The following is a 25,378-nucleotide window of genomic DNA, read 5'->3' as shown; positions in this document are numbered from 1 at the left end:
ACGAATGACTTTTCAGCGGATCGTCGTCGCACTGCTGGTGCTGATCGTCGCGGGGCTCGGGGCCATCGGCTATTTCGAATGGAGGATGGCGGCGCAGGTGCGCACCCTGAAGGCGTTCGTCGAGGGCTACGTCTTCAACGAGGCGGTGATGGCCTGCGAGCAGGCCAAGAGCTCGACGCCGTTCAAGTGGAACGGCGGCAAGAGCACCTCGGTGATCGGGCTGAACTCGGTCAAGCTCGACAAATACAACATCAGCGCCAGCTACACGCTGGTGGCGGACCTCGTCTATTGCGATTACGATCCGATCAAAAGAAAGGCCGAGATCGGCTCGAGCTTCCTGGAGCGGGAGTAACGATCCGGTCTCTACAGATGGGATGGGATCGTCATGACGCAAGGGCAGGCGGGGGACTATCGGATTCTGCATGAGGCGGCCTTGCGGGACTATCTCGCGGGCCTGCCTGACATCACAGCGCTCCTCGGCGGCGAGCCGGCCGCCTGGGCCATCACCGAGGTCGGCGACGGCAATCTCAACCTCGTCTTCATCGTCAAGGGTGCGCGCGGCGGCATCGCGGTGAAGCAGGCGCTGCCTTACGTCCGGCTCGTCGGCGAGAGCTGGCCGCTGCCCCTGTCGCGGGCTCACTACGAATTCCTGGCCTTGTCCCGGCAGGCCGAGCTCGCGCCCGGGCTCGTGCCGGCGCTGCTGCACCACAACGAGACGCTGGCGCTGACGGTGATGGAGCTGCTCGAGCCGCACATCATCATGCGCAAGGGGCTCGTCGCGGCAACCCACTATCCGCGCTTCGTCGACGACATCACCACCTTCATGGCGCGCACCCTGTTCTTCACCTCCGACCTCGCGCTGTCGGCGGCCGAGAAGAAGGAAGGCATCGCTGCGTTCGCCGGCAACCACGCGCTCTGTAAGATCACCGAGGACCTGATCTTCACCGATCCCTACCGCATCGCCGAGCAGAACCGCTGGACCGCGCCTTATCTCGATGGCCTCGCCGCATCCTTGCGCGATGACATGGAGCTGCATGTCGCGATCTCGCGGCTGAAGCTGAAGTTCATGGCAAGCCCGGAAGGACTGCTCCACGGCGACCTCCACACCGGCTCGATCATGGTTACGGACAGCCAGACGCGCGTCATCGACCCCGAATTCGCGTTCTACGGCCCGATGGGGTTCGACGTCGGCGCCGTGCTCGCCAATCTGCTGATGGCCTATTTCGCCTCCGCCGGCCACGAGCGGACGCCGGGCGAGAGGCGCGAATTCGAGGTCTGGGTGCTGGAGAGCGTCGAGCAGGTCTGGAACGAGTTCGCCCGCAAATTCCTCGACCTCTGGCGGGCAGGGCCGACGGGCGATGCCTATCCGGTCTCACTCTTTACCGGCGAGAAGGGCGCGATGCGCCTCGAGGCCGAGCGGCAAGCCTACATGCAGCGGCTTTTCACCGACACGGTCGGCTTCGCCGCCGCCAAGACCATCCGCCGCATCTTCGGCCTCGCCCACAACATCGATTTCGAGCTGATCGAGAACCCGAAGACGCGGGCGATCAGCGAAGCCCGCGCCGTGCGGCTCGCGCGCGGGATGATGGTGGAAGCGCCAGCGTTCCGGACGATCACTGATGTCACCGGCTCTGCCCGAAAGCTGCGGGACTGGCTGCCGGAATTGTCAGGCTGAAGACGTCGCGCGAGGTGAGGGATCGTCGCGCCTCAATACAGCCGCATCGGCAGCGGGACGCCGTCCGGGCCAACCAGCAGGCCCCAGGTCTCGTTGGCCGCAACCTCGAACTCGCGCTTCTGCGCCGCGCTACCGTCCGGCTTGATGATGACCTTGTACCTGCCCGGCGGCAGATCGATCTTCTGGCTATCAGGCAATTCGCCCGCAGCAGCGTCGGAGTGCGCCAGTTTTTCTCCGGCGCGCGCCGCCAGCTTGATGGTTCGCTCATTGACGGTGATTTCGGCCGCTTGATCGGTCTTGTTACCGAGCAACAGCCTCACTTGCCCCGGCTCGGGCAGAATGCCTGATGTCGCGACCGCCGGCTTGCGCAGCGAAAGATCTGCGGTGGTCTTGCCATCCTGACGGGTGAGCCGGAGCGAGGCCGGTCCATCTGAAGTCGTGAAGGCGATCACGGCCCGATCGGGCTCGACCGCCGCGCCGTCATTCTCCTCCCAGCCGCGCCCGCCGAGTGCGGCGCGATAGAAGCCGAGCACGGCCTTGAGATCGAGCGGCGTCTCGACGTGAGACGACCGGATGAAGGGCGAATTCTTCGCGGTCATCAGGCCCCAGCCGTCGGGGAGCGGCAGACCCACATATTCAGACATCTTGCCCTCGAAGGTCCGGCTTGTGGCCCGTGCCAGCCCGCCAACGGCGTTGCAGAGCAGGCGCTCACCGAGATAGTCGGGGGCGCAACGGTCCCTGACCGCCCACCAGGTATCGTCGACATACCCGTTTGATCGCGAGGTGTGGGACCAGCCGGCGTGGATGGTGTCAGTCGGATTGTCCCGGGCAGGGTCCGGCGTGACGGGGATCGCCATCGCCGCTGTTGCAGCGACCAGGCTGCCGGCGACCAAGATACCTAACGTTCGACGCTTCATTTTTTCCGCGATCCCTGGGGCTCAGATAACGATCCTGAGCTTGGTCGCGTCGATCGCGAAAAATGTTCACTGGCCCTGGTCGCCCGATGACGCACCGCGTCAATCGGCGGCTTGCATCGGCGGGGGATGCAACCCGACCGAGGTCTGCATCGCGGCCTTCCGGAACCGGCATCGGTCGCCATCAAAACGAAGCTTGCGTTCGACGGCCGACGAATGATCAAATCCCTGATCGGAATGCCTGCGTTGTTGGGGGACACATGATGTTCAGGATGATTGCGATCGTCGCGGGTTTGGCACTGGCGCTCACCGGATCCGTTGAGGCCCAGACCCCGCGCAAGGGCGGAACCATCCGCATGACCGCGCCTTACGGCTCGAGCTTCACCAGTCTCGACATTCACACCACGCAGCGCGCTCAGGACGAGATCTACGCCAAGGCCCTGCATCGCTCGCTCTACATCTGGGATTCCGCGGAAGGAAAGCCGGTTCCGGAGCTTGCCAAGGAGGTCGTCGTCTCGGGCGGCGGTCTCGTCTACACCTTCAAGCTCCGCGACGACGCGTATTTCCACAATGGCCGCAGGATGACGGCCGACGACATCATCTGGTCCTTCAACCGCATCATGGACGGCACCAAGGCCTTTCCCGGCGCGCGCTTCGTCCGCGTGATCGAGGGGGCGGCTGCGGTCGAGAAGGGCCAGGCCAAGGAAATCTCCGGCCTGAAGAAGATCGACGACTTCACCCTCGAGATGAAGCTGACCGAGAAGGTCGATCCGGGCTTCTACTTCTTCACCGCGCTGACCTCGATCTATCCCGCCGACGAGGCCGCCAAGGACAGCTTCATCCAGCATCCGATCGGCCTCGGGCCGTTCAAATTCGTCGAGCATGTGCCGGGATCGCGCATCGTGCTGGAGCGGTGGGACCGGTTCTACAAGCCCGGCAAGCCCTACGCCGACAAGATCGTCGTGTCGATCATGGCCGAGGCCGCGGCGCGCGACGTCGCCTTCCGCAACAAGGAGATCGACACCTCGGTGCTGGGACCTGCGCAATACGTCGCCTACCAGTCCGACGCCAATCTCAAGGGCACCATCGTCGAGGTCGCCGAGGTCTTCACGCGCTACATGGGCATGAATCCCGCCTTCAAGCCGTTCGCCGACAAGCGGGTCCGGCAGGCGATCAACTACGCGATCGACACCGACCTGATCATCAACAAGCTGGTCAAGGGCAAGGCCTATCGCGCCACCAGCTGGCTGCCGCTGACCTCGCCCGCCTACGACAAGGCGATGAAGCCGTACCCCTACGATCCCGCCAAGGCCAAGCAGCTGCTGAGCGAGGCGGGCTATCCCTCCGGCTTCGAGTTCGAATGGACCACCAGCCAGAACGAAAGCTGGGGCCTGCCGATCGTCTCGGCCGTGATCCCGATGCTCGACAAGGTCGGCATCAAGGCGAAGGTCAAGCAGGTCGAGACCGCGGTACTGGCCGAAGTGGTTCGCAGCGGCGACTACCAGGCCTTCATCTACTCCCAGCAGAGCGGCCCGGATCCCCAGGCCGCGCTCAAATGCTTCCACTCGTCGACGCCGCAGCCGGCCTGCAACTACATGAACTACAAGAACCCGGAGTTCGACAAGCTGATCGATGCGGCCGGGCAGGCCGACGACGCCGCAAAGCGCACCGAGCTGCTGCAAAAGGCCAATGCGCTGCTCTACGAGGAGGCGCCGGTCTGGTTCTTCAACTACAACAAGGCGGTGATGGCGGTGCAGCCGTGGCTCAAGGGCGTTCAGCTGAATGCGACAGAGCTGACCCATCAGAACGTCGAGGACCTCTGGGTCGACGAGACCTCGCCCGCGAAGTGACATACGCTCTCGCGCTCCCTCCATCGCGCCGAACGATGCAGGGAGAGAGGAAAGCTTGAGATGCTCTCGTTCCTGCTCCGTCGCCTGCTGCAAACCATTCCGACCGTGCTCGCCGTCGTGCTACTGGTCTTCGTGCTGTTCAGCGTCGTGCCCGGCAGTATCGTCTCGAGCATGAGCGACGACAGCGATCCGCAGGTCGAGCTGCGCATGAAAAAGCAGCTAGGTCTCGATGATCCCGTCTATGTGCGGTTCGGCGCCTACATCGCCAAGCTCGCGACAGGCGATTTCGGCACCTCGTTCCGGACCCGCGAGCCTGTTATCACCATGATCGCCAAACGGGCATGGCCGACGCTGCAGCTGATCTTCGCTGCCATGGCGTTTGCGATTCTGATCGGCGTGCCGCTTGGCTTCGTCGCCGCGCTGAGGCCCGGCGGCATCGTCGATACGCTTGCCATGGTGGTGGCGGTGTCGGGTCTTTCCATCGCCAAGTTCTGGCTCGGCCTGGTGCTGATGTATCTGTTCGCGTTGAAGCTCGGCTGGCTGCCGAGTTTCGGCTATGGCGACGGGGGACTGCAATATCTGCTGCTGCCGGCCGTGACGCTTGGCGTCTCGCCGATGGCGCTGTTTGCCCGCACGACGCGCGCCGCGGTCCTCGAGATCATGACCGCGGATTTCGTCCGCACCGCGCGCTCCAAGGGCATGAGCGAGACCCGTGTCGTGAGATGGCACGTGATGCGCAACGCGCTCGTCATCATTCTCACCACCGTCGGCCTGCAGTTCGGCGGTCTGATGGGGCAGGCCGTCGTCGTCGAGAAACTGTTCTCCTGGCCGGGCATCGGCTCGCTGCTTGTCGACAGTGTCCTTCAGCGCGACATTCCGGCGGTTCAGGGCTCCATTCTCGTGGTGGTGCTGGCCTTTCTCGCGATCAATCTCTTGATCGACGTGCTCTACGGCGTGATCGATCCAAGGATCAGATACGCATGAAGCTCCGCGCCAATCTCATCATCGGCGGCGCGCTGTTCGCGCTCGCGATCCTCGTCGGCCTGCTCGCGCCCTGGCTGGCGCACACCGATCCGGTCCTCGACGCCAATCTGATGAACGCGGAAGAGCCCCCGAGCTGGACCTGGTGGTTCGGCACGGACGACCAGGGCCGCGACATCTATTCTCGTGTCGTCTACGGCGCGCGCGTCTCGCTGACGGTCGGCATCGTCTCGCAGCTCATCAACAGCGTGATCGGCGTGGCCCTGGGCCTGAGCGCCGGATATTGGGGCGGCTGGTGGGACGATTTTGTCAACGCGCTCACCAACCTCATGCTCGCGATCCCCTCGCTGATCTTCGCGCTCGCCATCATGGCGGTGCTCGGCCCCGGCCTGACCAGCCTCCTGATCGCGCTCGGCCTGACCAACTGGTCCTTCACCTGCCGGATCGCGCGGGCCTCGGCGCTGTCGCTGCGGAGCCAGGGCTACGTGCAGGCGGCGACCGTGCTCGGCTATGGCGATCTGCGCATCATGGTCACGCAGCTGCTGCCAAACATGCTCGGGCCGATCGTCGTGATCGGCACGCTCGGCATGGGCAGCGCAGTCCTGTCCGAAGCCGCCTTGTCGTTCCTCGGCCTCGGCGTCCGCCCGCCGTTTCCGAGCTGGGGCAGCATGCTCTCTGATGCCCGCGACCAGATCACGACGGCGCCGTGGCTCTCGATCTTTCCGGGCCTTGCGATCTTCCTGACCGTGCTCGGCCTCAATTTGCTCGGCGACGGCCTGCGCGACATCCTCGATCCCCAATCGCGGAGCCGGCGGACATGACCGGCGCGCCGCTGATTGAAGTCGAGGATTTGCGCATCGATCTTGATGACGGGGCGAAGCGTGTCGCGGCCGCCGAAGGCATTTCGTTCCGCATCGATCGCGGCGAGACCTTCGGGCTCGTCGGCGAATCCGGCTGCGGCAAGAGCATCACGGCGCTCGCCTTGATCGGCCTGCTGCGGTCGCCGCTGTCGATCGGCGGCGGCGTCATCCGCTTCGACGGGCAAGAAATCCAGCACCTTTCGGCGGCCAGGCAGCGTGAGCTGCGCGGCAACCGCATCGCCATGATCTTCCAGGAGCCGATGACGGCGCTCAATCCGGTCTCGCCGGTGGGGCGACAGATCGCCGAGATGTTCGTGCTGCACAAGGGCAAGAGCTGGCGAGAGGCCAACCGACTGGCGGTCGAGGCCCTGGCGAGCGTCCGCGTCCCTGCGCCGGAGCGGCGCGTCAACGACTATCCGCACCAGCTCTCAGGCGGCATGCGCCAGCGCGTGATGATCGCCATTGCACTCGCATGCGGTCCGGATCTCCTGATCGCCGACGAGCCGACCACCGCGCTCGATGTGACCGTGCAGGCCGAGATCATCGAGCTGATGCGCAATTTGTGCGCCGAGCGGGGCACGGCGATCCTGATGATCAGCCACGATCTCGGCCTCGTCGCCAATGTCTGCCGCCGCGTCGCCGTCATGTATGCCGGCCGCATCGTCGAGGAGCGCGGCTCGGCCGATATCTTCCGGACCCCCTCGCATCCCTATACGCAGGGCCTCGTCGCCTCGCTGCCGCGGCTGGGCAGCCGCGCAGCGCTTGGCCGGACGCGGTTGAGGGAGATCGCGGGCGTCGTCCCCGCCATCACGAGCTTCCCCGACGGCTGCCGGTTCAATCCGCGCTGCGCGCAGGCGACCGAGATCTGCCGCACAGTCGTGCCGGAGACGGATTTGCTGGAAGCCGGCGGTCTGGTGCGGTGTCACCACCATGCATGAGCCCAAGAACAAATCGCGTGAGGGCAGGGTGGACGACGATCTCATCCTCAGCGTCGAGGATCTTGCGGTTCATTTTCCGATGGGCGGCGGCTTGCTGGGCCGCGGCCGGCGGTTGCTGCGCGCCGTCGACGGGGTCGATCTCAAGCTGAAGCGGGGCGAATGTCTCGGCCTCGTCGGTGAGTCCGGCTCGGGCAAGTCGACGGTCGCCTTGTCGATCCTGGGCCTGCTGACGCCGACGCGCGGCCGCATCGTGCTGGACGGGCAGGTCGTGACCGGCAGGCCATCCGGTGATCGCAAGGCGCTAGCCCGCATCGTGCAGATCGTATTTCAGGATCCCTACGCCTCGCTCAACCCGCGCCAGACCGTTCGCCGCACGCTCGAAGATCCCCTGCGTGTGCATGGCGTGACCGCAAAGAGCGAGATCGAGGACCGCGTCGCGACCATGCTGCGGCATGTCGGCCTGCGGCCCGAGCAGGCCGACCGCTATCCGCACGAGTTCTCCGGCGGCCAGCGTCAGCGCATCGGCATCGCGCGCGCGCTGATCCTCAATCCCAAGATCGTCATCTGCGACGAGCCGGTCTCGGCGCTCGACGTCTCGATCCGCGCCCAGATCATCAATCTGCTCCTGGAATTGAAGGATACGCTCGGTCTCTCCTACATCATGATCAGCCACGACCTCGGCGTCGTCGAGCACATGAGCGACCGCGTCGCCGTGATGTATCTCGGCCGCATCGTCGAGAACGGCGACTGGCGCGAGATATTTGAACGTCCCGCGCACCCCTATACGCAGGCTCTGATATCAGCCATCCCCGACCCCTTGCGCCATGCGCCGCTGGCGACGACCGGCGGCGACCTTCCCAATCCGCTCAATCCGCCGAATGGATGCGCCTTCAGCCCGAGATGTCGTTATGCCGAAGATGTGTGCCGCCACGAGCCGGGGCCGGTGCTGGAAACGCGCGCCGATGGGCATGCGGTGAGGTGCTGGCGTGCAGACGAGATCGGTGCAGCGAGCGTCTCTCTATCACCGTCACCCTGAGGTGGCCGCTTCTTCAGCGGCCCTCGAAGGGCGAAGGCCGAGACACTTCCTTGCAGTCTTCGTCGCTCATCACCCGTTCGGGTGATGCCGTCATATGCCGAAGATGCTAGCCATAAGAGCGACGATTTCGGCGGGCTGAAGATCGCATGTTCGTGGTGAATTGGTTCACACGCTACGGGCGGAAACGCGCTTAAGTTGTAGATGCGCGGAGCGGGCGGCGGCTGTCACGACGGAGTATGCCATGCTAGATTCACCCTCGGGTTGCGCCGCAGGAAATGCTTGTTGAAGCCTTTCCGGGAGTAAGAACCTTCGGCTTCAGCGAACCCTCTCGATCCTCGACGTGCTTGGACTTTTGGGGGGCGCGTATGCCAACCACAATAGGCGACGGGACGTGGCCCGCAGCGCCGGCCACACCTTCTTGCCGTTGATGGAGCTTCCAAGGCTGGTCCAACGTCGACGAGCCAATCGCGTATGGCTGGTCCGGCTCGCTTCAATCTGCGAAGTTGGTGAGCAAGCGCATGACAGAAGAAGAGATCCTGAGAGTTGCCGGAGCGGCTATCAAGGGCGATGTGGCGGTCGGTGCCGAGGCGCTGGACAGAGGAATGCCGCCAAACATTTATTTGGGCGGGCCGACATTGCTCAATCTCTTGGCTCAACGTGGGCAAGTCGATGTTCTCCGTCTGATGCTGTTGCGGGGAGCCGATCCGAACTCTGTCGGCGATCAGGGCGTCACCGCGCTCATGTCCGCCGCGACGGCGGGGCAACTCGCCGCCGTGGAGGTATTGCTCGAGCATGGCGCCGATCCGGATCTGCGTGACGCGAACGGAAGAACCGCGTCGGACATGGCCGCGCTCAATGATTATCGCGCGGTCTTCAGTCGCCTTCGACGAAGGCCGAGTGCCGGCTCAGATGCCATGCGCCAAATTAATGCGTTCCTCGATGCGGATGCGCGGCTTCGGCATGCGAGCCTGAAAGTCACGTTCGCCTCAATGAGCTGGAGTCTACCGTCAGCTGCTGCGGGAGCGTTTGGAGTGTCGTCGATGCGGGTGGACGAGACGACAATCGTGGAATTGAAGCAGATCGAAGCCGACTTTTTGACTCTTGCGGGTCAGTCGGTGCCGGCTGGCGGGTGGCAGGCGTCGCCTCTCGCGCAAGCGGCTGAATGTTCTCGGCTCTCCGCCTTCATCCTCGATACCGTGCTGGAGCAGCCGGGTCGCGCCGCGGCTCAATACAAGGCGGCGCAGGCCATCTTCGAAAGGGCCGGCCTTTGGGCGGAAGCCCGGGACGCTGCCGATAACGCGGCAGCGTGCCTCCACGTTGCGTCCGGCAATGTCGAGCAGCGGCAAGAGCGCGCGCGGGCGGCGGTCGCCTCGGCACCTCCATCCACTGTTTCGAGAGCGTCTCATTTGATCCAGCTGGGTGAAATCCAGCTGCAAGTCCGCAATCAACTGGCGGCGATCGCGACATTCAAGGACGCGGAAGCCACCCTGAGACAGGCAGGTTACAAGGAGCCGCCAGCCCCCGGCACGATCTTCAACGAGATAATGGCATCGATGATGAGCGATGCCGGAAATGGCCCTCAGCTGGTGCAGCGTGCCGGCAACATCCTGAAGCTCAGGCTGCTTTTCTACCGGTTATACTTCGGCTTGAAGAATGCCTATGGCCCGGTCGACAAGGCCAACCTCGGCAACCCGAGCGAGGCGGATCGTTATGCCCGCCTCATTGTAGATCATAAACTGCAGACCCAAGGGAAGTAGTGGCGTGCTCCTGGCGGTCAACCAGCTCCTGACTGAGGTTCGAATGCAGCGCCTGTCGGGCGTGTCGGGGCGCGACAGGCGTACGGCGGCCGAAGGGCTCGTAGCGCAAGCGGCCGCGCTGCCACAGCGCACTATCAAAGCCGCTTCCCTGGTGGAATTGTCCGACACCTGGCTCGATGATGAGCCTGCCAAGGCGCGATGCTTTGCCGTGCAGGCGCGCGAGCTGGTAGACGAGACGACGGCGCCGAACGTTACGGCGCTCTCGCTCACGATCGAGGCGGACGCCGCCTTGAAGGACAAGGAGCCCCAGCCGGATCGCGCCTACGATCTGACGCAGCGCGCGATCGAGCTGGCCCGGCAGCATCGTGAACGAACAACGGATCCAATTCTCCGGGCAACCTCGATGCTGGATCGCATTCGCATCTTCGAGAGCGCGACCTCGGCCGCCTTGGCCGCTGGACGTCTGGCGTGCGCGCTGAAGGCGGCTGAGAACCAGCGGCCCGCGCTGCCAGGTGAACCGCCGTTGGATTTGAAGCTGGTTCAGAAGGCGCTGGCGATTGGCGAGCTCGCCATTGTCTACACCTGGTTGGGAGCCGGCCGGCTTCTGGTCGCGACCGTCGAGCGAAATTCGTTGCAGTCGGTGCCGGTGACGGTCAATCCAGAGGCTTTGCGCATTCTGGAGTCGTTCTCGGCCCATCTTCGAAACGGCGGAATCGGAGGCTGGAGCTTCACGTCCGAAGAGGCTGATTTGCTCGATGTCTTGCTTCCAGTGCTGTTACCCTCCCTGGTGACGTCGCGACTGGCGAACGCCCGGAAGCTGTTCATCCTCCCGCATCGGTCGCTTCATGCGATTCCCTTCAGCTTGCTCAGGTTCGGGGGAAGTCGTCTCGGTTTAAGTTATCCCTGGACGACGATCCCAAATCTCGGGGCCATCCATCGTCGTATACCGGTCACCGACGGGCAAGGCGTGGTTGCCGCGGGCATTGACTATTATCCCACCGCTCAACCGACCAGGGGATTTGACGGCGTCGCCGAAGAAATCGTTGCGAGGCACGAGGCTCGCGGACTTCCGGCCAATCGGCTCACGGAGCCGGGCGTCTGCAATACACTTGCAGGGATGCTGGCCGGCGGTGAGCTGGACCATGCCGCCTTCTTGCTGCTGGCTTGCCATGGCACGTCCGCACAGGGCGATGTCCCCGGAGAGTCGTTCCTGCAACTGGGGTCGGAACGGCTGACTGCAGACATGATCTCCAGATCTCGCGTTCCCGCCGATCTTGTCGTGCTCGTCGCGTGCTGCTCCGGGCAGCGGGCCGTCGGCGGGATGGGAATTCAATTTTGGCCCGGGGACGATCTGTTCGGACTCCAGGCCGCCTTTCGCGTCGCCGGGGCGCGCCAGGTCATCGGATCGCTCTGGAATGCCAAGGTCCGCGCCGCAAAGTCGATGGCAGGCCTCGTGTACGACGCCTGGGTCAATGGTGCGGATGCCGCCACAAGCATCCAAAGAGCAGCGCGGGAACTCTACAAGGACCCTCTCCATCAGCAAAAGTACGAATGGGCCCCGTTCACGGCGGTGCAATTTGGCATGAAAGCATAACGTACGGAGGTTGCGATGAGTTTGCAGATTTACGTCGAAATCAACGGGGACCAGGATCCGAAAATCGCCGCGAAACACGAAGACGAGATCACCGCGTTGGCGCGCGCGAGCCTCGGGGATGTAAGCGGTGTTGCGATCGACGGCATGGCCGTGGATTCGGAGGCAAATCTCGATCCCGTCGCGGTCGCCCATCTCGCGGTCCTGCTGACTGCCATGGCCGGCGCGGTTGGAGCCGGAGCAAAGCTTCTTGCTGCCTTGCGCAAAATGGTCACCGAGGGTGGGGCGTTGATCCGCGCTATTAAGGTCGAGATCGGCGGAAGGCCGCGCTCGCTGGAGAGCGTTACGCCGGAGGAGATCGACAAGGAATTGCGAGCCCCCCGCAGGCACTGAAAGCGCGAAAGTCAAAGGTCACCGCCGCTCATTGCACTTCAATGATGGGAGGCTCCCATTTTCGGAATCCTCAGCAAGCTTTTCCAGCCGAAGAATCCATATCAGGGGTTCCTAGGAAAAATCTGGGACATCTGGATGCACCAGAATGTGGCCCATGCAGCCCTGTTGGCGCGGTGGTCGTGGCAAAAGCTGCCCGTGGAGATCATCGCACAGGCAGAGGACTTGAGACGACGGGCCGATGCCGCCGGCCGACATCAGGTGATCCGTGACCAGGTGGCCCTCCAGCTTGGCTCCCTTGGAATATCTCCCGGCTTCGGCGGCGGCTTCCTGGGCTTCAATCCGGATCAGGCCATGTTCATCTCTGTGATGGCCATGATCCGCCAACACAATGGCGATCCGCCGGCCGGATCAACCGACGTGATCGCGGTGGCAGAGCCCGTCCTGACGGGGCAAAGGCAACCGCACGATGCACTGATCGCCGCCGCGCCTCCGGAGGCGCGGCAACTATACGCAATACTGCTTCCCGTCGTCAGACAGTTCGGTTTCGAAAAACTGTTTCTGGTCGCGTCGTACGTGCAGGCCACGTTTGCGCTCCCGCGCGAGCGCATTATCCACCTGCTGCCCGACGCAAATCGTCTGCGACTTCAATCGCTCTACGAGCTCGTGCAGAACGGGCCGCTGAACGAAACGGATCGACCAAAGATGTATGCCGTTTTTCTTTGGTTCGTCGGTGAGTTGATCGAGAGCGGCGCTATTTCGAATTTCGGTATGACCAAAGAGCAGATCACGCAGAGCCAACCCTACGATCATGTCGTCCGTCGGCTGTTCGAGCTTGGCTGGTTAACTGTTGAGTCGTGATTCAAACGCCTGGGAATGAGTGTGGCGTGAAAGCGCGGATGAGGTCACAAGTCGCCACGACGGAAGAGCTGCCGCCGGTCTAGGCTCACTGCTTGAGCGCTTGACCGATGATGACATCATGCTCCTGTTTTGCCCGACGAGTCAAATGTCGCCACGGCGTCGGCTCAGACTCGCTCCGCGCCAAATTCCGCAATGATTTGTACTGTGCATGGGGTTGTTTTCGTACTTTTGTTTGGGCGGCCGTCTATTCCGCCGTTTTTTCTCGCAAGCGCTGCGCATAGACGTTGATGACCAGCGCCGCCAGCAGGATCAGGCCACGGATCAGGATCTTCAAGAAGCTGTCGATGTTGACGTGGTCGAGGCCGTTATTGAGAACTCCGAGAACGAAAAGCCCGACGATGGTGTTGCCGATGCCGCCGCGGCCGCCGAACAGGCTGGTGCCGCCGACCACGACCGCAGCGATGGAGTCGAGCAGGTACGTGTCGAACTCGTTCTGCTGCGCGCTGCCGAAATGGGCAACGCCGAGCATGCCGCCGATGCCGGAGCACACCGCCGAGATCACCATGACGGCGCCTAGGATGAGCTTGACGTTGAGACCGGCATATTCGGCAGCCTCGCGATTGCCGCCGACCATGTAGACGTAGCGGCCGAAGCGCGTGTAGGTCAGCACGAGGTGGCCGCCGAGCAGCATGATGGCGGCGACGATGACGATCCAGGGGATGCCGCCGATCGAGCCCGAGCCGAGCGTCGTGATCAGGCTCGGCACCTTGTAGGCGATCTGGCCGCGCACCAGCAGCGCCGAGATGCCGGCCGCGATCTGCATCATTGCCAGCGTCATGATGAAGGAGGGGATACCGATCACGGTCAGCCCCAGCGCATTGACGAGGCCGAGCAATGCGCAGAGCAGGATCGAGAGGATGATCGCGACCGCGCCGGGCAGGGGGATATTGGCGATGTTGACGTAGGACTCCTGCAGCGTGAAGTAGGCGACCGCGATGCCCGTGACGTTGGCGATGCTGGCGATCGACAGGTCGATCTCCGCGCAGAGGATCACGAAGGTGAGGCCGACGGCGATGATGCCGGTCACTGACACCTGCGTCAGGATGTTGCCGAGATTGTCGAGCGTGGCGAAGGAGGGACTTGCGAAGGCGAAGAAGGCGGACAGGAAGATCAGCGTCAGGAACGGGGCGATGTTGCGCATCTGCGAGCGCAGGAAGGGTGCAAGGCCCCGCGCCCGCTGCCCCGCCGCCAAAGCCGTCTCGCTGCTCATGTGCTTCTCCGTCACGCCGCTTCCAGCAGGCGGTCCTTGCTGACCGGCTCGTTCCTGAATTCCCGTACCACTTCGCCGCGCTTGAGCACGAGGACGCGGTCGGCCAGCGACAGTACCGTTTCCGGCTCGGTCGACAGCACGATGATCGCGAGCCCTTTTGTGCGGAGGTCGCGGACGATGTTGATGACGTCGTTCTTGGCGCCGACATCCATGCCGCGGGTCGGCTCGCACAGCACAAGGAGCTTTGGCGGGTAGGTCAGCCATTTCGCCAGCGCGACCTTCTGCTGGTTGCCCCCGGAGAGCATGCCGAGGTCGAGGCCGACCACCGGCGGCCGGATCTGCAACTGCTCGACCTGGCACTTTGCGATGTCGCGCTCCTGCGCCGGCTTGAGCAGCAGGGAGGAGATGCGATCGAGAATGCTGATCGAGATGTTCTTGTAGACCGGCTCCTGGTGAAACAGCATGTCGCGCCGGCTCTCCGGCACCAGCGCTACCCCGGCGCGCCGCGCCGCCGCCGTACTGGCGAAGGATTTTGGCGTGCCCTCAACGGCAAGGGTGCCGCTATCAGGCTTGAGCTTGCCGAACAGGATGCGGGACAATTCTTGTTGCCCGCAGCCCATGAAGCCGTAGATGCCGAGCACCTCGCCGGCACGCGCCTCGAAGGAGATGTCCTTCAGGCTGCGCGACAGCGACAGCTGGTCGACCTTCAGGACCACCGCGTTGTCGCTCGGCTGCGGCAGCATCAGATCGTCGGTGTAGCTGTGCTCGAGCGCCTCGCCGCCACGGCCGATCATGGCCTCGATCAGCGCGCCCTTGCTGGTCGCGGCGCTTGCTGTCTCCGCGACCTTCCGTCCGTTGCGGAACACGGTCACGGTGTCGGACACGCGAAGGATGTCCTCGATGAAATGCGAGATGAAGACGATGCTGGTGCCTTCCTCGCGCAAGCGCCGGAGGGTTGCGAACAGTCGCTCGACCTCGGGCGGCGAGAGGGCGGAGGTCGGCTCGTCCAGGATGACGATGCGGGCGCCGGAAAACAGCACGCGCGCGATCTCGATCAGCTGCTGCAGCCCGATGGGTAAGTCACCCAGCCTCGTCATCGGATCGACGTCGATGCCGAAGCGGGCAAGCTGCTCGCCGGCCTCGCGCGCCATCCGCCGCCATTGCACGAGGCCAAGCGCGTTGGTCGGCTGGTTGCCGAGGAAGACGTTCTCGGCGACCGTCAGGTCAGGCGCGACGGAAAGCTCCTGATGCACCATGGCGATGCCGGCGGCATGCGCGTCGCGGGCCGAGCGGAAATGTGTCTCTTGGCCATCGATCAGGAAGCGGCCGGAGAACTCGGTGTGCACGCCGGCGATGATCTTCATCAGCGTGCTTTTGCCGGCGCCGTTCTCGCCGACGAGACCGTGGATCTCGCCGGGATGAAGCGCGAAGTCGACACCACGAAGCGCTTCGACGCCGCCGAAGCTCTTCGTGATGCCCTGCAGTTCCAGGATGGGCGAACGACCCGCTGACATGGAAGCTCAGATCAGGAAGTGATCCTGCATCCACTGCATCCCGGCGGCGTTGGCCTTGGTCACGACCGGGCCGTCGGTGACGACGTTCTTGGGGATGCCCTGGCCGCTCTTCTCGCCGCCGACCACGGCGGAGACGCCCGCGATGATGGCGCCGCCATGGATGCGGCAGGACGGATTTCGGACGGTCGCGAACATGCGGCCCTCGCTCACCGCCTGGATCGCCGGCGGCATGGCATCGACGCCGCCGATCAGGATGTTGGTGCGATTGCGGGCCTTCATGATGTTGGCCGCCGCAAGCGCCATGTCGTCATTGTGGAAGAACGCCGCGTCGATCTGCGGATACTTGGTGAGATAGGTTTCCCAGAGGCGCGCAGTCTTGGAGACGTCCCAGTCCGCCGGCTGGGTGTCGAGCACCTCGATGTTCGGGAACTGCTTCACCACAGTGTTGAAGCCTTTCGCGCGCCCCTGCGCGCCGGTGTGGCCGAGCGCGCCTTGCGTCATGATGATCTTGCCCTTGCCGCCCATGGCGTTGCACAGCGCCTGCGTCACCGAGGCGCCCATGAACTCGTTGTCGGGGGCGAGGAAGGAGTGGACGTTAATTTGATCGAGGGGAGCAATAAGCGTGTCCATGTCGATCACGGGCGTGCCGGCGTCGATCATCTTCTGCACGGGCTGGGTGAGGGTGCCGATGCCGAAGGCCTGGATCGCGACGAAATCCCATTTCTGCGAGGCCATGTTGTCGATCGCGGCGCGCTGCTTCACCGCGTCGAGCTGGCCGTCGAACCAGGTGACCTCGACATTGAACAGCTTGCCCCAGAATTCCGCGGCCTGCTTGCCTTGCGCGCACCAGGTCGCCTGGAGGCCTGCATTGGAGAACGCCGCCTTCAGCGGCTTCTCGCTGCGTCCGACCTCGGCTGCCAATGCGGGGTTTATGCCCATGCTGCCGAAGAGGGCAGCCCCGGCGCCGGCGGCCGCTGCCGCCTGAAGAAGATCGCGCCTCGTCGTCGAGAAATCTTTCGTCCCGGACATCGCTCGCTCCCATATCTCTTATCGTCGGCGCGTCATTGCTTGCGCGACCGATGTCCGAAAGTCTCTCACAAGAGTTGGTGCCACTCAATCTGCAATCAGCCGCGGGATCGCCGCAGCTTTGCGTTGGTGCAGCGCAAAGCGTCAGGCGGGAGCGGTGGCGAATGCATCGATATCTGGGAGCAGCTGGTCCCAGGCCTGCGCCATCTCGGCCGACCATTCGTCGCCGAGGAGATCGCACAGCGTATCCCTGATGATGCCGAAGAAAGCGATGAACAGCTCGCGCGGCGTGCCGTAACCATCGTGCGAGGCGACTTCGCAGGCGATCAGCCGGAAATGCCCGCGGCGCTCACCCGCAAAGTCGAGGATTGCCTCGATGGTCAGGGCAAGCATCGCTCCCATCACCAGCTCGCGGCCTTGCGCGCGGAACATCGTGCGTTTCCGGATGCTGTTCGAACAGACGCTGGTAGACGAGCGGCGTGAGATCGGCGCAGCGCGATGCCGCGATCTCAAAACTCTGTTCGATCGGATCAGAGGAAGCGCTCACTGGAGCCACCCAGACAAAAAAAGAGCGGGGCCCTGGCCCCGCTCAAAAATTGTGTCGACCCTATTATCCCCGATCTTAAGATTTGATCTTGATTGACGGGGCGACGCTGCGTTTTGCGCGCCAGGGGCTCCTCCCGAGACTTGGACCACCAGACGTCGACCTCGCGGTCAGGCCTGAGCAAGAGGATGCTAGATCAACTTTTCTCACTTGTCATCATTTTCGGCAACGAATGTTCAAAATTCGAGCAATGGACGAAATGATCGGGCTGTTTACCTCGTAAGCATATGACAAATATAAGAAATCTGTGGATAGGGCAGGCTTTGGCCGCTGCCTCAAATGCCGGGCGCCCGGTCCCGTGGGGCGGCCCGATCACAGTTTCCGGCAAATTTGCGCTGGACCAAGAAGGCGGCGGAACTGACCTCGACTCGTCCCCCGGCCGGGTGTTTAGTTAGCGCACGAACGAACGGTCCGGTGGATGCGCGCACGGCTGCAAAAATTCCTGCCTCTCGTCCTGCTCGCCCTGGCGATGCAGGTGCTGGCACCGATCGCCGCGTGCTGGTCGGCCGGCCAGGCCGTGGCCGATCCGTTGTCGGCCGCCGTCATCTGCCACAGCGTGGGCGAACAGGGCGGTGGTCCGAACGATCGGACCGGCACACCGACCGCGCATGGCGCGGCCTGCGCGTTGTGTTGCCTGGCGCAGGCGGGCGCCTCGCTCGATTCGCCGCCGCAGCTCGCATTCTCCGTTCCCCTCCGCCACGCCGAGCGCGTGTCGTGGCGTGCCGCCGAGGTGACCCTCGTTGCCGCCGATAAGGGCTCGAACACCCAGGCGCGCGCGCCTCCTCATCTTTCCTGACGACCCTCGTGATCGCCGCGGTCCGTCCGGCGGCGATTGATGTTGTCGATTGGCCGGAGCGAAAGCCGGCATCAGGAATGCCCCATGTCAGTTTGTCATGCCCGTCGTGGCGTGAGCCTCGTTGCCATTCAGGCCGCGCTGCTTGCGTCGTCGAGCGGAGCCTTCGCGCAAAGCCGCAACACTGAGCTCCCCGCTGTGACTGTCGAGGCGCCGCAGGCGGCTCGCGCCAAACCGGTCGTCCGGGCCTCGAAACCGCGATCCGTGTCCGCGAGCCGCGCGCCGAAACCCGTTGCGCCGAGCGCAAGCGCCGGTGCGCCGACCCAGAACAGGACCGTGACTGCCAGCGCAGCGCGCGACAGTCTCAATCAAGCGCCATCCGGCCAGACCGCGACGACCATCGATCGCAGCCAGTTCGATAATCGTCCCGCGTTCTCGGTCAGCGACGTCCTGCGGGACAGCCCGGGCATCTCGATCAAGCAGGGGAATGGCCCGCGCGATTTCGGCATCTCGATTCGCGGGTCCAACGCGAGGAACGGCTTTGGTATCCGCAATCTCGTGATCTTCGACGACGGCTTTCCGGTGACGCAGCCGGACGGCCTGTCGCGGAGCGACCTGATCGACCCCCATGCCTATGGTGCGATCGACGTCGTCCGTGGTCCCTCGTCGGCGCTCTACGGCAACTACGCGACCGGCGGCGCGCTCAATTTCCGGACGCGGCCGGGCGGCACGATCGACGGCGTCGAATATGGCGTCGACGGCGGCAGCTACGGCTATCTCAACGATTACCTTGCCGCAGGCAAGAAGGTCGGAAATTTCGAGGGCTCGCTATTCGCGAGCGACACACGCGGCGACGGTTACATCGGCAACAGCTGGTTCAACACGCAGACCGTCAACTTCCTCGGCACGCTCAAGGCGACGCCGGACGATCGCTTCACGGTCAAGATCATCAACAACGACCTCAGCGCGCGGCTGCCGATCCGGCAGTCGCTGAACCAGTACTATCAAAACCCGTTCCAGCAGGGCTGCGCGACCGGTGCCACGGCCGCGGCCGGATGCGGTACGGTCACGCTGTTCAACAACGGTTTTAATACGGCGGCAGGCACGGACAAGGAAACGGCTGTGCAGGCCGGGCTCGGCCGCAATGATCGCCGCACCATCGTCGGTGGTCGCTGGGAGCACGATTTCGACAACACCACGACCTGGCGCAATCAGTTCGTCTTTGACGACAGGAACATCAACCAGCCGACCGGCGCGACCAGCGCCATCGGAGATTTTCCCTCATACAATTTTATGAGCGACGTCACCAAGCGCGGCGAGATTGTCGGCCTCGAGTCCACCACGTTCTTCGGCGCCTTCTACAATACTCTGACGGCCTCGAGCGATACGTGGAACGTGATGCCGGGTGGCAATGCAACGCTCGGCAGATTGTCGAGCAATCTCTATAGCGAGACCACCAACTATGGTGTTCGTGCCAGGGAAGAGCTCAAGCTCACTGCGGCACTGACTGCGGTCGCCGGCATCGGTTGGGAGACAACCCTCCTGAAGGGTATCAACACGGCATACGCATACGCCGGCCCCACCGGCATTACCACCACAACCCTCACGACGGCGGATCGGCAGTTTCAGAATGCCGCGCCGGAGTTGGCGCTCCTCTACAATCTCAACAACGAGTGGCTGTTCCGCGGACGGGTCGCCACAGGATACGGCACCCCGCAGGTCTCTAATCTTTTCGTCCTTCCGACCGGCTTGTCGGGCAACAATACACAGCTTCAAACCCAGAAGAATCTTGGCTACGACCTCGGATTCGACTGGACGCCCAACAATGCGCTCAAGCTGAGCGCGACCGGCTTCTACGAGTTCTTCCGCAACGAGATCGTCAGTCAGGCAACTCCGATCAACGGCATATCCTATACCTTCAACGCCCCGCGATCGGAGCATCGCGGCGTCGAGCTTGCGGCGGATTGGAAGTTCTATCCGGGCTGGCGGTTCATGGCGGCATATACCTACCTCGACGAGGTCTACACCGAGTATGTCGAGAACATCACCAATGGTGCGGTGTTCAGCTTCAACCGGGCAGGCAACAAGATCCCCGGCATCTCGCCCAACGAACTGACGGCCCGGGTCGGCTACGACGAGTTCGCCGGGTCGCTGGCGGGCCTTGGTGGCTTCGTCGAGATCCAGTGGAAGGACTCATTCTACATGGACAACGCGAATCTGCTGAAAGCGCCAGGCTATGAGCTGGTGAATGTGAACGTTCACTACAAGACCGATCTTGTGTCGGACACATTCAGATCGCTGAACCTGTTTCTCGAAGTCAGGAACGTGTTCGACCGCACCTACGTTGCCTCGGCAAACAACATCGCCAACACGGTGACAGCAGCAGGCCTTCAAAATCCTGCGAGCGTCCTCGCAAATACGACCGGTTCGATCTACGCAGGCTCGCCGCGCACCTTCGTTGCAGGTATGAAGGTGGCATTCAAATGAGCCGGGCTCTCGAAGGGAATCGGGCCATGATCCGAACTGGCTTGCTCGCAATCGTCACTCTTGCGTTCTTGCATGGTGCGGCGCTCGCACAGATGCACGGTCAGCATGCATCGGAGGCGGCTTGCGACGAGCCGACGCTACGCTGTGCGACCAAGGTGACACCCGCATTCGCTCCGGACGGTACATTGTGGTTGGTCTGGATGGCGGGCGGGCAGGTCTCTGTGGCAAGCTCGCGGGATGCGGGGCAGAGTTTCTCGGCTCCCGTCCAGGTCACGACGAAGCGGCTGAACCTCGACTGGGGCCCGGACGCGCGGCCGAAGATCGTGGTCGATCGCAAGGGTGGCATCGCGCTCGCGTTCTCGATCTTCAGGGATGAGGCCTTCAACGGCCAGGTGCTCTATACGCGCTCGGCCGATGGCGGGAAGAGCTTTGCCGAGCTGAAGCCGATCACCGCCAGCAACGAGAGCCAGCGTTTTGAGGCGCTGGCGCTCGATCAGGACGGAACGGTCTTCGCGGCATGGCTCGACAAGCGCAATCGCGTTCTCGCGAAGGAGGCGGGACAGAAGTACGAGGGGGCGGGGCTGTTCTTTGCTTCGTCCAGCGACCGCGGCACCACCTTCGCGGAGGCCCGATTGGCGCGCGAAGGCACCTGCGAATGCTGCCGGTTGGGACTGACATTCGCGGCGCCTGGGCGACCGGCCGTGATTTTCAGGAACATGTTTGAAGGCGGCGTCCGCGATCATGCGGTCATGACCTTCACCGACGTCGCGACTCCAGGCGACATCCGCCGGGTCAGCAACGATGAGTGGCAGATCAACGCCTGCCCGCATCACGGGCCGAGCCTCACGGTTGCGCCGAACGGGACCTATCACGTCGCCTGGTACACGAACGGCAAGGCGCGGAAGGGATTGTTCTACGCGCATTCGCGCGACGAAGGCCGCACGTTCTCTTCGCCGATGGGGCTGGGGAAGCCCGGCCGCAATCCGACGCGCCCCTACGTGCTCGCGGGCCCCGCCGGAACGGTGATGGTCTGGAAGGAGTTCGATGGCGAGAAGACCTCGGTCCAGATGACGATCTCCCGAGATGACGGAGAGAGCTGGTCGCCGCCGAAGACGATATCGAGCACGACAGACACCTCCGACCACCCCTTGCTGGTGTCCAATGGCCGGCAGGTCTACCTGTCATGGATGACGAAGGCGGATGGCTATCGGCTTACAGCGATCGAGGATCAACCATGACATATCGATTTGCCGGCATTCTGGGCCTGGGGATCCTGGTCGCGTCGGCCGCTACGCTCGCGGCGGCGCCGGCCCTCAAACCGTTTGAGCGTGGTACGTGGCAAAGCATGCTGAAGGGCCATGCCGGCCGCCCGACGCTGGTGCATTTCTGGGGCGTGACTTGCGGGCCCTGCAAGGTCGAGCTGCCGGAGCTTGGGCGGTTTGCAAAGGACCATCCCGGGATCGATGTGGTCACAATCAGTGCCGACCTCGTGCCGAATCTGCCGGCCGCCACGCAGTCGATGCTCGACAAGGCGGGGCTATCGTCGACCGAGAATTTCATCTTCAGCGACGGCTTCGTCGAGCGCTTGCGATTCGAGATTGATCCTGCCTGGCAGGGCGATATCCCTCGGACAATGCTGATCTCGCGGGACGGGACCGTCACGACGATCGAAGGCTCGGCCGAGATGGCCGATCTCGAAAAATGGTCGGGCCAACAGCTCGGCACCCACTGAAATTCAATCTGCAAAACGGGAAGACCGATATGAAGACGATGTTGAAAGATGTGATGCTCGCGGCGGTCGCGCTCGCACTTTGCGCGGCACCTGCGGCCGCCGAGGACGTCAAGGCCGGCGATCTCGTCATCTCGCAGGCGTGGAGCCGGGCGACGCCGGGTGGGGCCAAGGTCGCCGGCGGTTACCTGACGATCGAGAACAAGGGAACGACGGCGGACAAGCTGGTCAGTGTGTCCGCCGATATCGCCGGCAAGGCCGAGGTCCATGAGATGGCGATGGACAATGGCGTGATGAAGATGCGTCCGCTCGACAAGGGGCTCGTGATCGATCCCGGCAAGACGGTAAAGCTCGCCCCCGGCGGCTATCATTTGATGCTCCAAGAGCTGAAGGGGCCGTTCAAGCAGGGCGACAAGGTGCCGCTGACGCTGGAGTTCGAAAAGGCCGGCAAGGTCGCGGTCTCGCTCGACGTGCAGGGCGTCGGCGCGCAGGCGCCTGGCGATGCAGGCCATTCCGGCCATGAGATGAAGAAAACGCCGGATCATTCGGGAATGAAGATGTGATGAGGCCGATCATGCTTCCCATGACCTCGCGTCGAAATCTTGCGGGCCTCGCGCTCGCGATGGCTGCGTTGCTGTCGGTTGCCGCCACACCGCTTGCGGCGGCGACCGACGACGACAGCTTCTTCACCCATCTGCACACCGAGAAGGCGATGGCCAATGTCACGGTCTCGCCAGGCCGCGCCGGCCCGGTCGAGATCGCGATCCAGCTTGAAACCACCGACGAGACGCCGCTCTCGGCGAAAGCCGTGTCGGTGACCCTCGTCGATACGCAATCCGGCCGGAAGCTCGCGCCGGTCGAGGCGTCGCGCGACGGTGAAGACAGCTGGCGCGTGAAGGTGGCGCAGTTGACGCCCGGGCGTTGGATGCTGGGTCTCGGAATCTCGATCTCCGACGCCGACCATGTCAGCGTTGAATCGCCGATCCTGATCAAATGACCCCGCTGAAGAGGTTGAACATGTCGAAGCGATCCTGCCTGATCCTGATGGCCGCGCTCACCGCGACCCCGGCGGCGGCGCATATCACACTGGAGACCAAGCAGGCGGCGGTTGGCTCCTATTACAAGGCCGTGTTCGCCGTGCCACACGGCTGCAAGGGCTCGCCCACGGTGAAGATCCGCGTGCAGATCCCGGAAGGGGTGCTCGCGGTGAAGCCGATGCCGAAGGCGGGCTGGAGCGTCGATGTCGTCGAGGGCAAATATGCCAACGAGTACGACTATCACGGCAACAAGCTCTCCTCCGGCGTCAAGGAGGTGGCCTGGTCCGGCGGCAAGCTGCCGGATCACAATTACGATGAGTTCGTCATCAGCAGCTTCCTCACCGACAGCTTGAAGCCAAACACGACGCTGTACTTCCCCGTCGTCCAGGAATGCGAGACCGGCGTCAGCCGCTGGATCGAGATCCCGGCGGAAGGGGCAGGGCATTCGCATGAGGGCAACTCGCCCGCGCCTGGCGTGAAGCTGCTGCCCAAACCCTGATGCGCCTCATCGCCGCGCTTGCGACGCTGCTTCTCACTGTCGGCTTCGCGACCGGGGCGTCGGCGCATGCGGCGCTCGTCTCGGTCGAGCCGGCGAGCGGCAGCATGCTTGCGAGCGCGCCGAAAGCGGTGGAGCTGCGCTTCAACGAGGCGGTGACGCCCGGCGCGATCCAGCTGATCGACGGCACGGGCAGGGCGCGGGACGATGCGCGCGTCAATGCATCGGGTGAGACCATCTCGGTCGCGATGCCGCCGGACCTGCCGCAGGGGACGGCCGTGGTCAGCTACCGCGTGATCTCGCAGGACGGTCATCCCGTCTCGGGATCCGTGATCTTTTCGATCGGCATGCCGACGGCGACAAAGCCTCCGGTCACCTTGGGTGGCGCCTTGAACGCGCTGATCTGGCTGGCGCGGATCGGCCTCTACCTAGGTCTGTTTGTCGGTGTCGGCGGCGTGTTCTTTGCGCGCTGGATTGCGTGGTCGATGATCGGCATGACCGTTCCGCGCGTCGCGCTCGCCATCGGCCTTGCGGGCGCAATTGCGTCCCTTGGCGCGTTGGGCCTCGATCTGCTCGGCCTGCCGCTGGCGGCGCTTGCGACGGCCGCTCCCTGGAAGGTTGCGTTCGCGACCAGCGCCGGCCCCGCGCTGCTCATTGCCATCGCGGCGATGCTGCTCGCTTGGATGGCGCTGCGGAGCGCATGGTACGCGCGGGCTCTCGCGATCGTCGCGTTCATCGGCGTCGGTCTGTCGCTCGCCACGACCGGGCACGCTGCAACGGCTCCGCCGGAGGCGCTGACCCGGCCGGCGATCTTTCTCCACGGGCTCGGCGTCACCATCTGGATCGGTGCCCTCGCGCCGCTCATCGCGCTGATGTCGAAGCCGGCGACTGCATCGCTCCCCGTCGTGAACCGCTTCTCCCGCCTCGCTGCGCTGGCGGTTGGCGTGCTGGCCTCGACCGGTCTCGCGCTTGCGATCGTTCAGCTCGAAAAGCCGGCAGCGCTGGTCGAGACCCGCTACGGGCTCGTCCTCTCGATCAAGCTTGTACTCGTCACGGGATTGCTGGCGCTTGCGGCGTTGAATCGGTTCCGGCTGACACCCGCTCTGGCCCGGGACGAGACATCGACGCCTGCGCTCAAGCGCTCGATCCTGCTCGAATGCAGCATCGCGCTCGCCATCTTCGCCACCGTCGCCGGCTGGCGGTTCACGCCGCCGCCGCGGACCATTGTTCCGGACACGCCGCTGGCGATCCACATTCATAGCGACAAGGCGATGTTCCAGGTGCTGGTCTCGCCGGGCAAGGCTGGCATCGACGACTTCGTGCTCCAGCTCATGACCGGGGAGGCGACGCCGCTTGCGGCCAAGGAGGCGACCTTGACCCTGAGCCTGCCCGAGCGCGGCATCGAGCCGATGGAACGCAATGCTGAGCTCGGACCGGACGGCTATTGGCACGTGCGCAAGGTCGAGCTGCCCTTTGCCGGCCGCTGGCATGTGCGGATCGACGCGCTGGTGACCGATTTCGAGAAGATCACGCTCGAGGACGATCTCGAGGTGGCGCCACCCTAGACGA

23 protein-coding genes and 1 pseudogene are annotated in these 25,378 nt (G+C 63.8%); 19 read left to right on the top strand and 5 right to left on the bottom strand.

Features of this window, described 5'->3' with window-relative positions; translation table 11 throughout:
* Positions 1 to 4: 4 nt before the first annotated feature.
* A complete protein-coding gene (locus WN72_RS26840; RefSeq protein WP_092213978.1) occupies positions 5 to 352 on the top strand; it encodes a hypothetical protein in 348 nt (115 codons plus the stop codon).
* 33 nt (positions 353 to 385) lie between these two features.
* A complete protein-coding gene (gene mtnK / locus WN72_RS26835) occupies positions 386 to 1,675 on the top strand; it encodes an S-methyl-5-thioribose kinase (RefSeq protein WP_092213980.1) in 1,290 nt (429 codons plus the stop codon).
* A gap of 32 nt (positions 1,676 to 1,707) precedes the next feature.
* Here the strand turns inward: mtnK and WN72_RS26830 are convergent, their stop codons facing one another.
* Positions 1,708 to 2,592 (bottom strand): hypothetical protein, encoded by an 885-nt coding sequence (locus WN72_RS26830; protein WP_092213982.1) that lies wholly within the window; start codon positions 2,590 to 2,592, stop codon positions 1,708 to 1,710.
* Positions 2,593 to 2,849: 257 nt separating this feature from the next.
* On the opposite strand from WN72_RS26830, the gene WN72_RS26825 reads away from it, so the two are divergent.
* The 9 genes from WN72_RS26825 (at position 2,850) to WN72_RS26785 (ending at position 12,853) form a co-directional block, all read left to right on the top strand.
* On the top strand, positions 2,850 to 4,439 hold the full coding sequence (locus WN72_RS26825; protein ID WP_092213984.1) for an ABC transporter substrate-binding protein: 1,590 nt from the start codon (positions 2,850 to 2,852) through the stop codon (positions 4,437 to 4,439).
* A 60-nt stretch (positions 4,440 to 4,499) separates the two neighbouring features.
* Entirely contained in the window at positions 4,500 to 5,423 is a 924-nt protein-coding gene (locus WN72_RS26820; protein WP_092213986.1) for an ABC transporter permease, read from the top strand.
* Entirely contained in the window at positions 5,420 to 6,241 is an 822-nt protein-coding gene (locus tag WN72_RS26815; protein WP_092213988.1) for an ABC transporter permease, read from the top strand. The genes WN72_RS26820 and WN72_RS26815 overlap by 4 nt, the downstream gene beginning before the upstream one ends.
* Positions 6,238 to 7,218, top strand: a complete 981-nt coding sequence (locus tag WN72_RS26810) for an ABC transporter ATP-binding protein (protein WP_092213990.1) — start codon at positions 6,238 to 6,240, stop codon at positions 7,216 to 7,218. The genes WN72_RS26815 and WN72_RS26810 overlap by 4 nt, the downstream gene beginning before the upstream one ends.
* The gene (locus tag WN72_RS26805; RefSeq protein WP_092213992.1) at positions 7,211 to 8,254 is read left to right on the top strand and encodes an ABC transporter ATP-binding protein; all 1,044 of its coding nucleotides are present in this window, start codon (positions 7,211 to 7,213) and stop codon (positions 8,252 to 8,254) included. Before WN72_RS26810 ends, WN72_RS26805 begins: the two co-directional genes overlap by 8 nt.
* A gap of 518 nt (positions 8,255 to 8,772) precedes the next feature.
* A complete protein-coding gene (locus WN72_RS26800) occupies positions 8,773 to 10,011 on the top strand; it encodes an ankyrin repeat domain-containing protein (RefSeq protein ID WP_092213994.1) in 1,239 nt (412 codons plus the stop codon).
* Positions 10,012 to 10,015: 4 nt separating this feature from the next.
* On the top strand, positions 10,016 to 11,605 hold the full coding sequence (locus WN72_RS26795; RefSeq protein WP_092213996.1) for a CHAT domain-containing protein: 1,590 nt from the start codon (positions 10,016 to 10,018) through the stop codon (positions 11,603 to 11,605).
* A 21-nt stretch (positions 11,606 to 11,626) separates the two neighbouring features.
* Positions 11,627 to 11,995: a hypothetical protein gene (locus WN72_RS26790; protein WP_141263032.1), complete on the top strand. Its 369-nt coding sequence runs from the start codon at positions 11,627 to 11,629 to the stop codon at positions 11,993 to 11,995.
* A gap of 135 nt (positions 11,996 to 12,130) precedes the next feature.
* On the top strand, positions 12,131 to 12,853 hold the full coding sequence (locus WN72_RS26785; RefSeq protein WP_092213998.1) for a hypothetical protein: 723 nt from the start codon (positions 12,131 to 12,133) through the stop codon (positions 12,851 to 12,853).
* Between the two features lie 244 nt (positions 12,854 to 13,097).
* Here the strand turns inward: WN72_RS26785 and WN72_RS26780 are convergent, their stop codons facing one another.
* The 4 genes and pseudogenes from WN72_RS26780 to WN72_RS26765 all read right to left on the bottom strand — a co-directional run bounded on the left by WN72_RS26780 (position 13,098) and on the right by WN72_RS26765 (position 17,210).
* The gene (locus tag WN72_RS26780; protein WP_027559462.1) at positions 13,098 to 14,123 is read right to left on the bottom strand and encodes an ABC transporter permease; all 1,026 of its coding nucleotides are present in this window, start codon (positions 14,121 to 14,123) and stop codon (positions 13,098 to 13,100) included.
* Positions 14,124 to 14,134: 11 nt separating this feature from the next.
* Entirely contained in the window at positions 14,135 to 15,637 is a 1,503-nt protein-coding gene (locus WN72_RS26775; RefSeq protein ID WP_092214000.1) for a sugar ABC transporter ATP-binding protein, read from the bottom strand.
* 6 nt (positions 15,638 to 15,643) lie between these two features.
* Positions 15,644 to 16,666, bottom strand: coding sequence for a sugar ABC transporter substrate-binding protein (locus tag WN72_RS26770; RefSeq protein WP_027559460.1), 1,023 nt, complete (start codon positions 16,664 to 16,666; stop codon positions 15,644 to 15,646).
* Positions 16,667 to 16,807: 141 nt separating this feature from the next.
* Positions 16,808 to 17,210 (bottom strand): annotated as a pseudogene (locus tag WN72_RS26765) (globin).
* 475 nt (positions 17,211 to 17,685) lie between these two features.
* On the opposite strand from WN72_RS26765, the gene WN72_RS26760 reads away from it, so the two are divergent.
* From WN72_RS26760 to WN72_RS26725, 8 genes are all read left to right on the top strand, one after another.
* Positions 17,686 to 18,063, top strand: a complete 378-nt coding sequence (locus WN72_RS26760; protein ID WP_027559459.1) for a DUF2946 family protein — start codon at positions 17,686 to 17,688, stop codon at positions 18,061 to 18,063.
* 84 nt (positions 18,064 to 18,147) lie between these two features.
* A complete protein-coding gene (locus WN72_RS26755) occupies positions 18,148 to 20,547 on the top strand; it encodes a TonB-dependent receptor family protein (RefSeq protein ID WP_092214002.1) in 2,400 nt (799 codons plus the stop codon).
* Between the two features lie 26 nt (positions 20,548 to 20,573).
* Positions 20,574 to 21,785: a sialidase family protein gene (locus tag WN72_RS26750; protein WP_092214004.1), complete on the top strand. Its 1,212-nt coding sequence runs from the start codon at positions 20,574 to 20,576 to the stop codon at positions 21,783 to 21,785.
* Positions 21,782 to 22,279 (top strand): TlpA family protein disulfide reductase, encoded by a 498-nt coding sequence (locus WN72_RS26745; RefSeq protein WP_092214006.1) that lies wholly within the window; start codon positions 21,782 to 21,784, stop codon positions 22,277 to 22,279. The genes WN72_RS26750 and WN72_RS26745 overlap by 4 nt, the downstream gene beginning before the upstream one ends.
* Before the next feature lie 29 nt (positions 22,280 to 22,308).
* Positions 22,309 to 22,839: a copper chaperone PCu(A)C gene (locus tag WN72_RS26740; protein WP_092214008.1), complete on the top strand. Its 531-nt coding sequence runs from the start codon at positions 22,309 to 22,311 to the stop codon at positions 22,837 to 22,839.
* Positions 22,840 to 22,850: 11 nt separating this feature from the next.
* Positions 22,851 to 23,273 carry a hypothetical protein gene (locus WN72_RS26735; protein WP_231164036.1) on the top strand — a complete coding sequence of 141 codons (423 nt, stop codon included), beginning with the start codon at positions 22,851 to 22,853 and terminating at the stop codon, positions 23,271 to 23,273.
* 20 nt (positions 23,274 to 23,293) lie between these two features.
* Positions 23,294 to 23,812, top strand: coding sequence for a YcnI family copper-binding membrane protein (locus WN72_RS26730; RefSeq protein WP_092214342.1), 519 nt, complete (start codon positions 23,294 to 23,296; stop codon positions 23,810 to 23,812).
* Positions 23,812 to 25,374, top strand: coding sequence for a copper resistance CopC/CopD family protein (locus tag WN72_RS26725; RefSeq protein ID WP_092214009.1), 1,563 nt, complete (start codon positions 23,812 to 23,814; stop codon positions 25,372 to 25,374). Before WN72_RS26730 ends, WN72_RS26725 begins: the two co-directional genes overlap by 1 nt.
* Positions 25,375 to 25,378: the final 4 nt, after the last annotated feature.

This window comes from Bradyrhizobium arachidis, assembly GCF_015291705.1.
Classification (GTDB): domain Bacteria; phylum Pseudomonadota; class Alphaproteobacteria; order Rhizobiales; family Xanthobacteraceae; genus Bradyrhizobium; species Bradyrhizobium arachidis.
Note: the sequence above shows the minus strand (reverse complement) of the source record. Positions and strands in the feature narration are given on the sequence as shown.

Bases quoted from the DNA above. Each gene is read 5' to 3' on its own strand.
- WN72_RS26840 (WP_092213978.1), top strand. From the start codon at position 5: ATGACTTTTCAGCGGATCGTCGTCGCACTGCTGGTGCTGATCGTCGCG.
- mtnK (WP_092213980.1), top strand. From the start codon at position 386: ATGACGCAAGGGCAGGCGGGGGACTATCGGATTCTGCATGAGGCGGCC.
- WN72_RS26830 (WP_092213982.1), bottom strand. From the start codon at position 2,592: ATGAAGCGTCGAACGTTAGGTATCTTGGTCGCCGGCAGCCTGGTCGCT.
- WN72_RS26825 (WP_092213984.1), top strand. From the start codon at position 2,850: ATGATGTTCAGGATGATTGCGATCGTCGCGGGTTTGGCACTGGCGCTC.
- WN72_RS26820 (WP_092213986.1), top strand. From the start codon at position 4,500: ATGCTCTCGTTCCTGCTCCGTCGCCTGCTGCAAACCATTCCGACCGTG.
- WN72_RS26815 (WP_092213988.1), top strand. From the start codon at position 5,420: ATGAAGCTCCGCGCCAATCTCATCATCGGCGGCGCGCTGTTCGCGCTC.
- WN72_RS26810 (WP_092213990.1), top strand. From the start codon at position 6,238: ATGACCGGCGCGCCGCTGATTGAAGTCGAGGATTTGCGCATCGATCTT.
- WN72_RS26805 (WP_092213992.1), top strand. From the start codon at position 7,211: ATGCATGAGCCCAAGAACAAATCGCGTGAGGGCAGGGTGGACGACGAT.
- WN72_RS26800 (WP_092213994.1), top strand. From the start codon at position 8,773: ATGACAGAAGAAGAGATCCTGAGAGTTGCCGGAGCGGCTATCAAGGGC.
- WN72_RS26785 (WP_092213998.1), top strand. From the start codon at position 12,131: ATGCACCAGAATGTGGCCCATGCAGCCCTGTTGGCGCGGTGGTCGTGG.
- WN72_RS26780 (WP_027559462.1), bottom strand. From the start codon at position 14,123: ATGAGCAGCGAGACGGCTTTGGCGGCGGGGCAGCGGGCGCGGGGCCTT.
- WN72_RS26775 (WP_092214000.1), bottom strand. From the start codon at position 15,637: ATGTCAGCGGGTCGTTCGCCCATCCTGGAACTGCAGGGCATCACGAAG.
- WN72_RS26770 (WP_027559460.1), bottom strand. From the start codon at position 16,666: ATGTCCGGGACGAAAGATTTCTCGACGACGAGGCGCGATCTTCTTCAG.
- WN72_RS26760 (WP_027559459.1), top strand. From the start codon at position 17,686: ATGCGCGCACGGCTGCAAAAATTCCTGCCTCTCGTCCTGCTCGCCCTG.
- WN72_RS26755 (WP_092214002.1), top strand. From the start codon at position 18,148: ATGTCAGTTTGTCATGCCCGTCGTGGCGTGAGCCTCGTTGCCATTCAG.
- WN72_RS26750 (WP_092214004.1), top strand. From the start codon at position 20,574: ATGATCCGAACTGGCTTGCTCGCAATCGTCACTCTTGCGTTCTTGCAT.
- WN72_RS26745 (WP_092214006.1), top strand. From the start codon at position 21,782: ATGACATATCGATTTGCCGGCATTCTGGGCCTGGGGATCCTGGTCGCG.
- WN72_RS26740 (WP_092214008.1), top strand. From the start codon at position 22,309: ATGAAGACGATGTTGAAAGATGTGATGCTCGCGGCGGTCGCGCTCGCA.
- WN72_RS26735 (WP_231164036.1), top strand. From the start codon at position 22,851: ATGCTTCCCATGACCTCGCGTCGAAATCTTGCGGGCCTCGCGCTCGCG.
- WN72_RS26730 (WP_092214342.1), top strand. From the start codon at position 23,294: ATGTCGAAGCGATCCTGCCTGATCCTGATGGCCGCGCTCACCGCGACC.
- WN72_RS26725 (WP_092214009.1), top strand. From the start codon at position 23,812: ATGCGCCTCATCGCCGCGCTTGCGACGCTGCTTCTCACTGTCGGCTTC.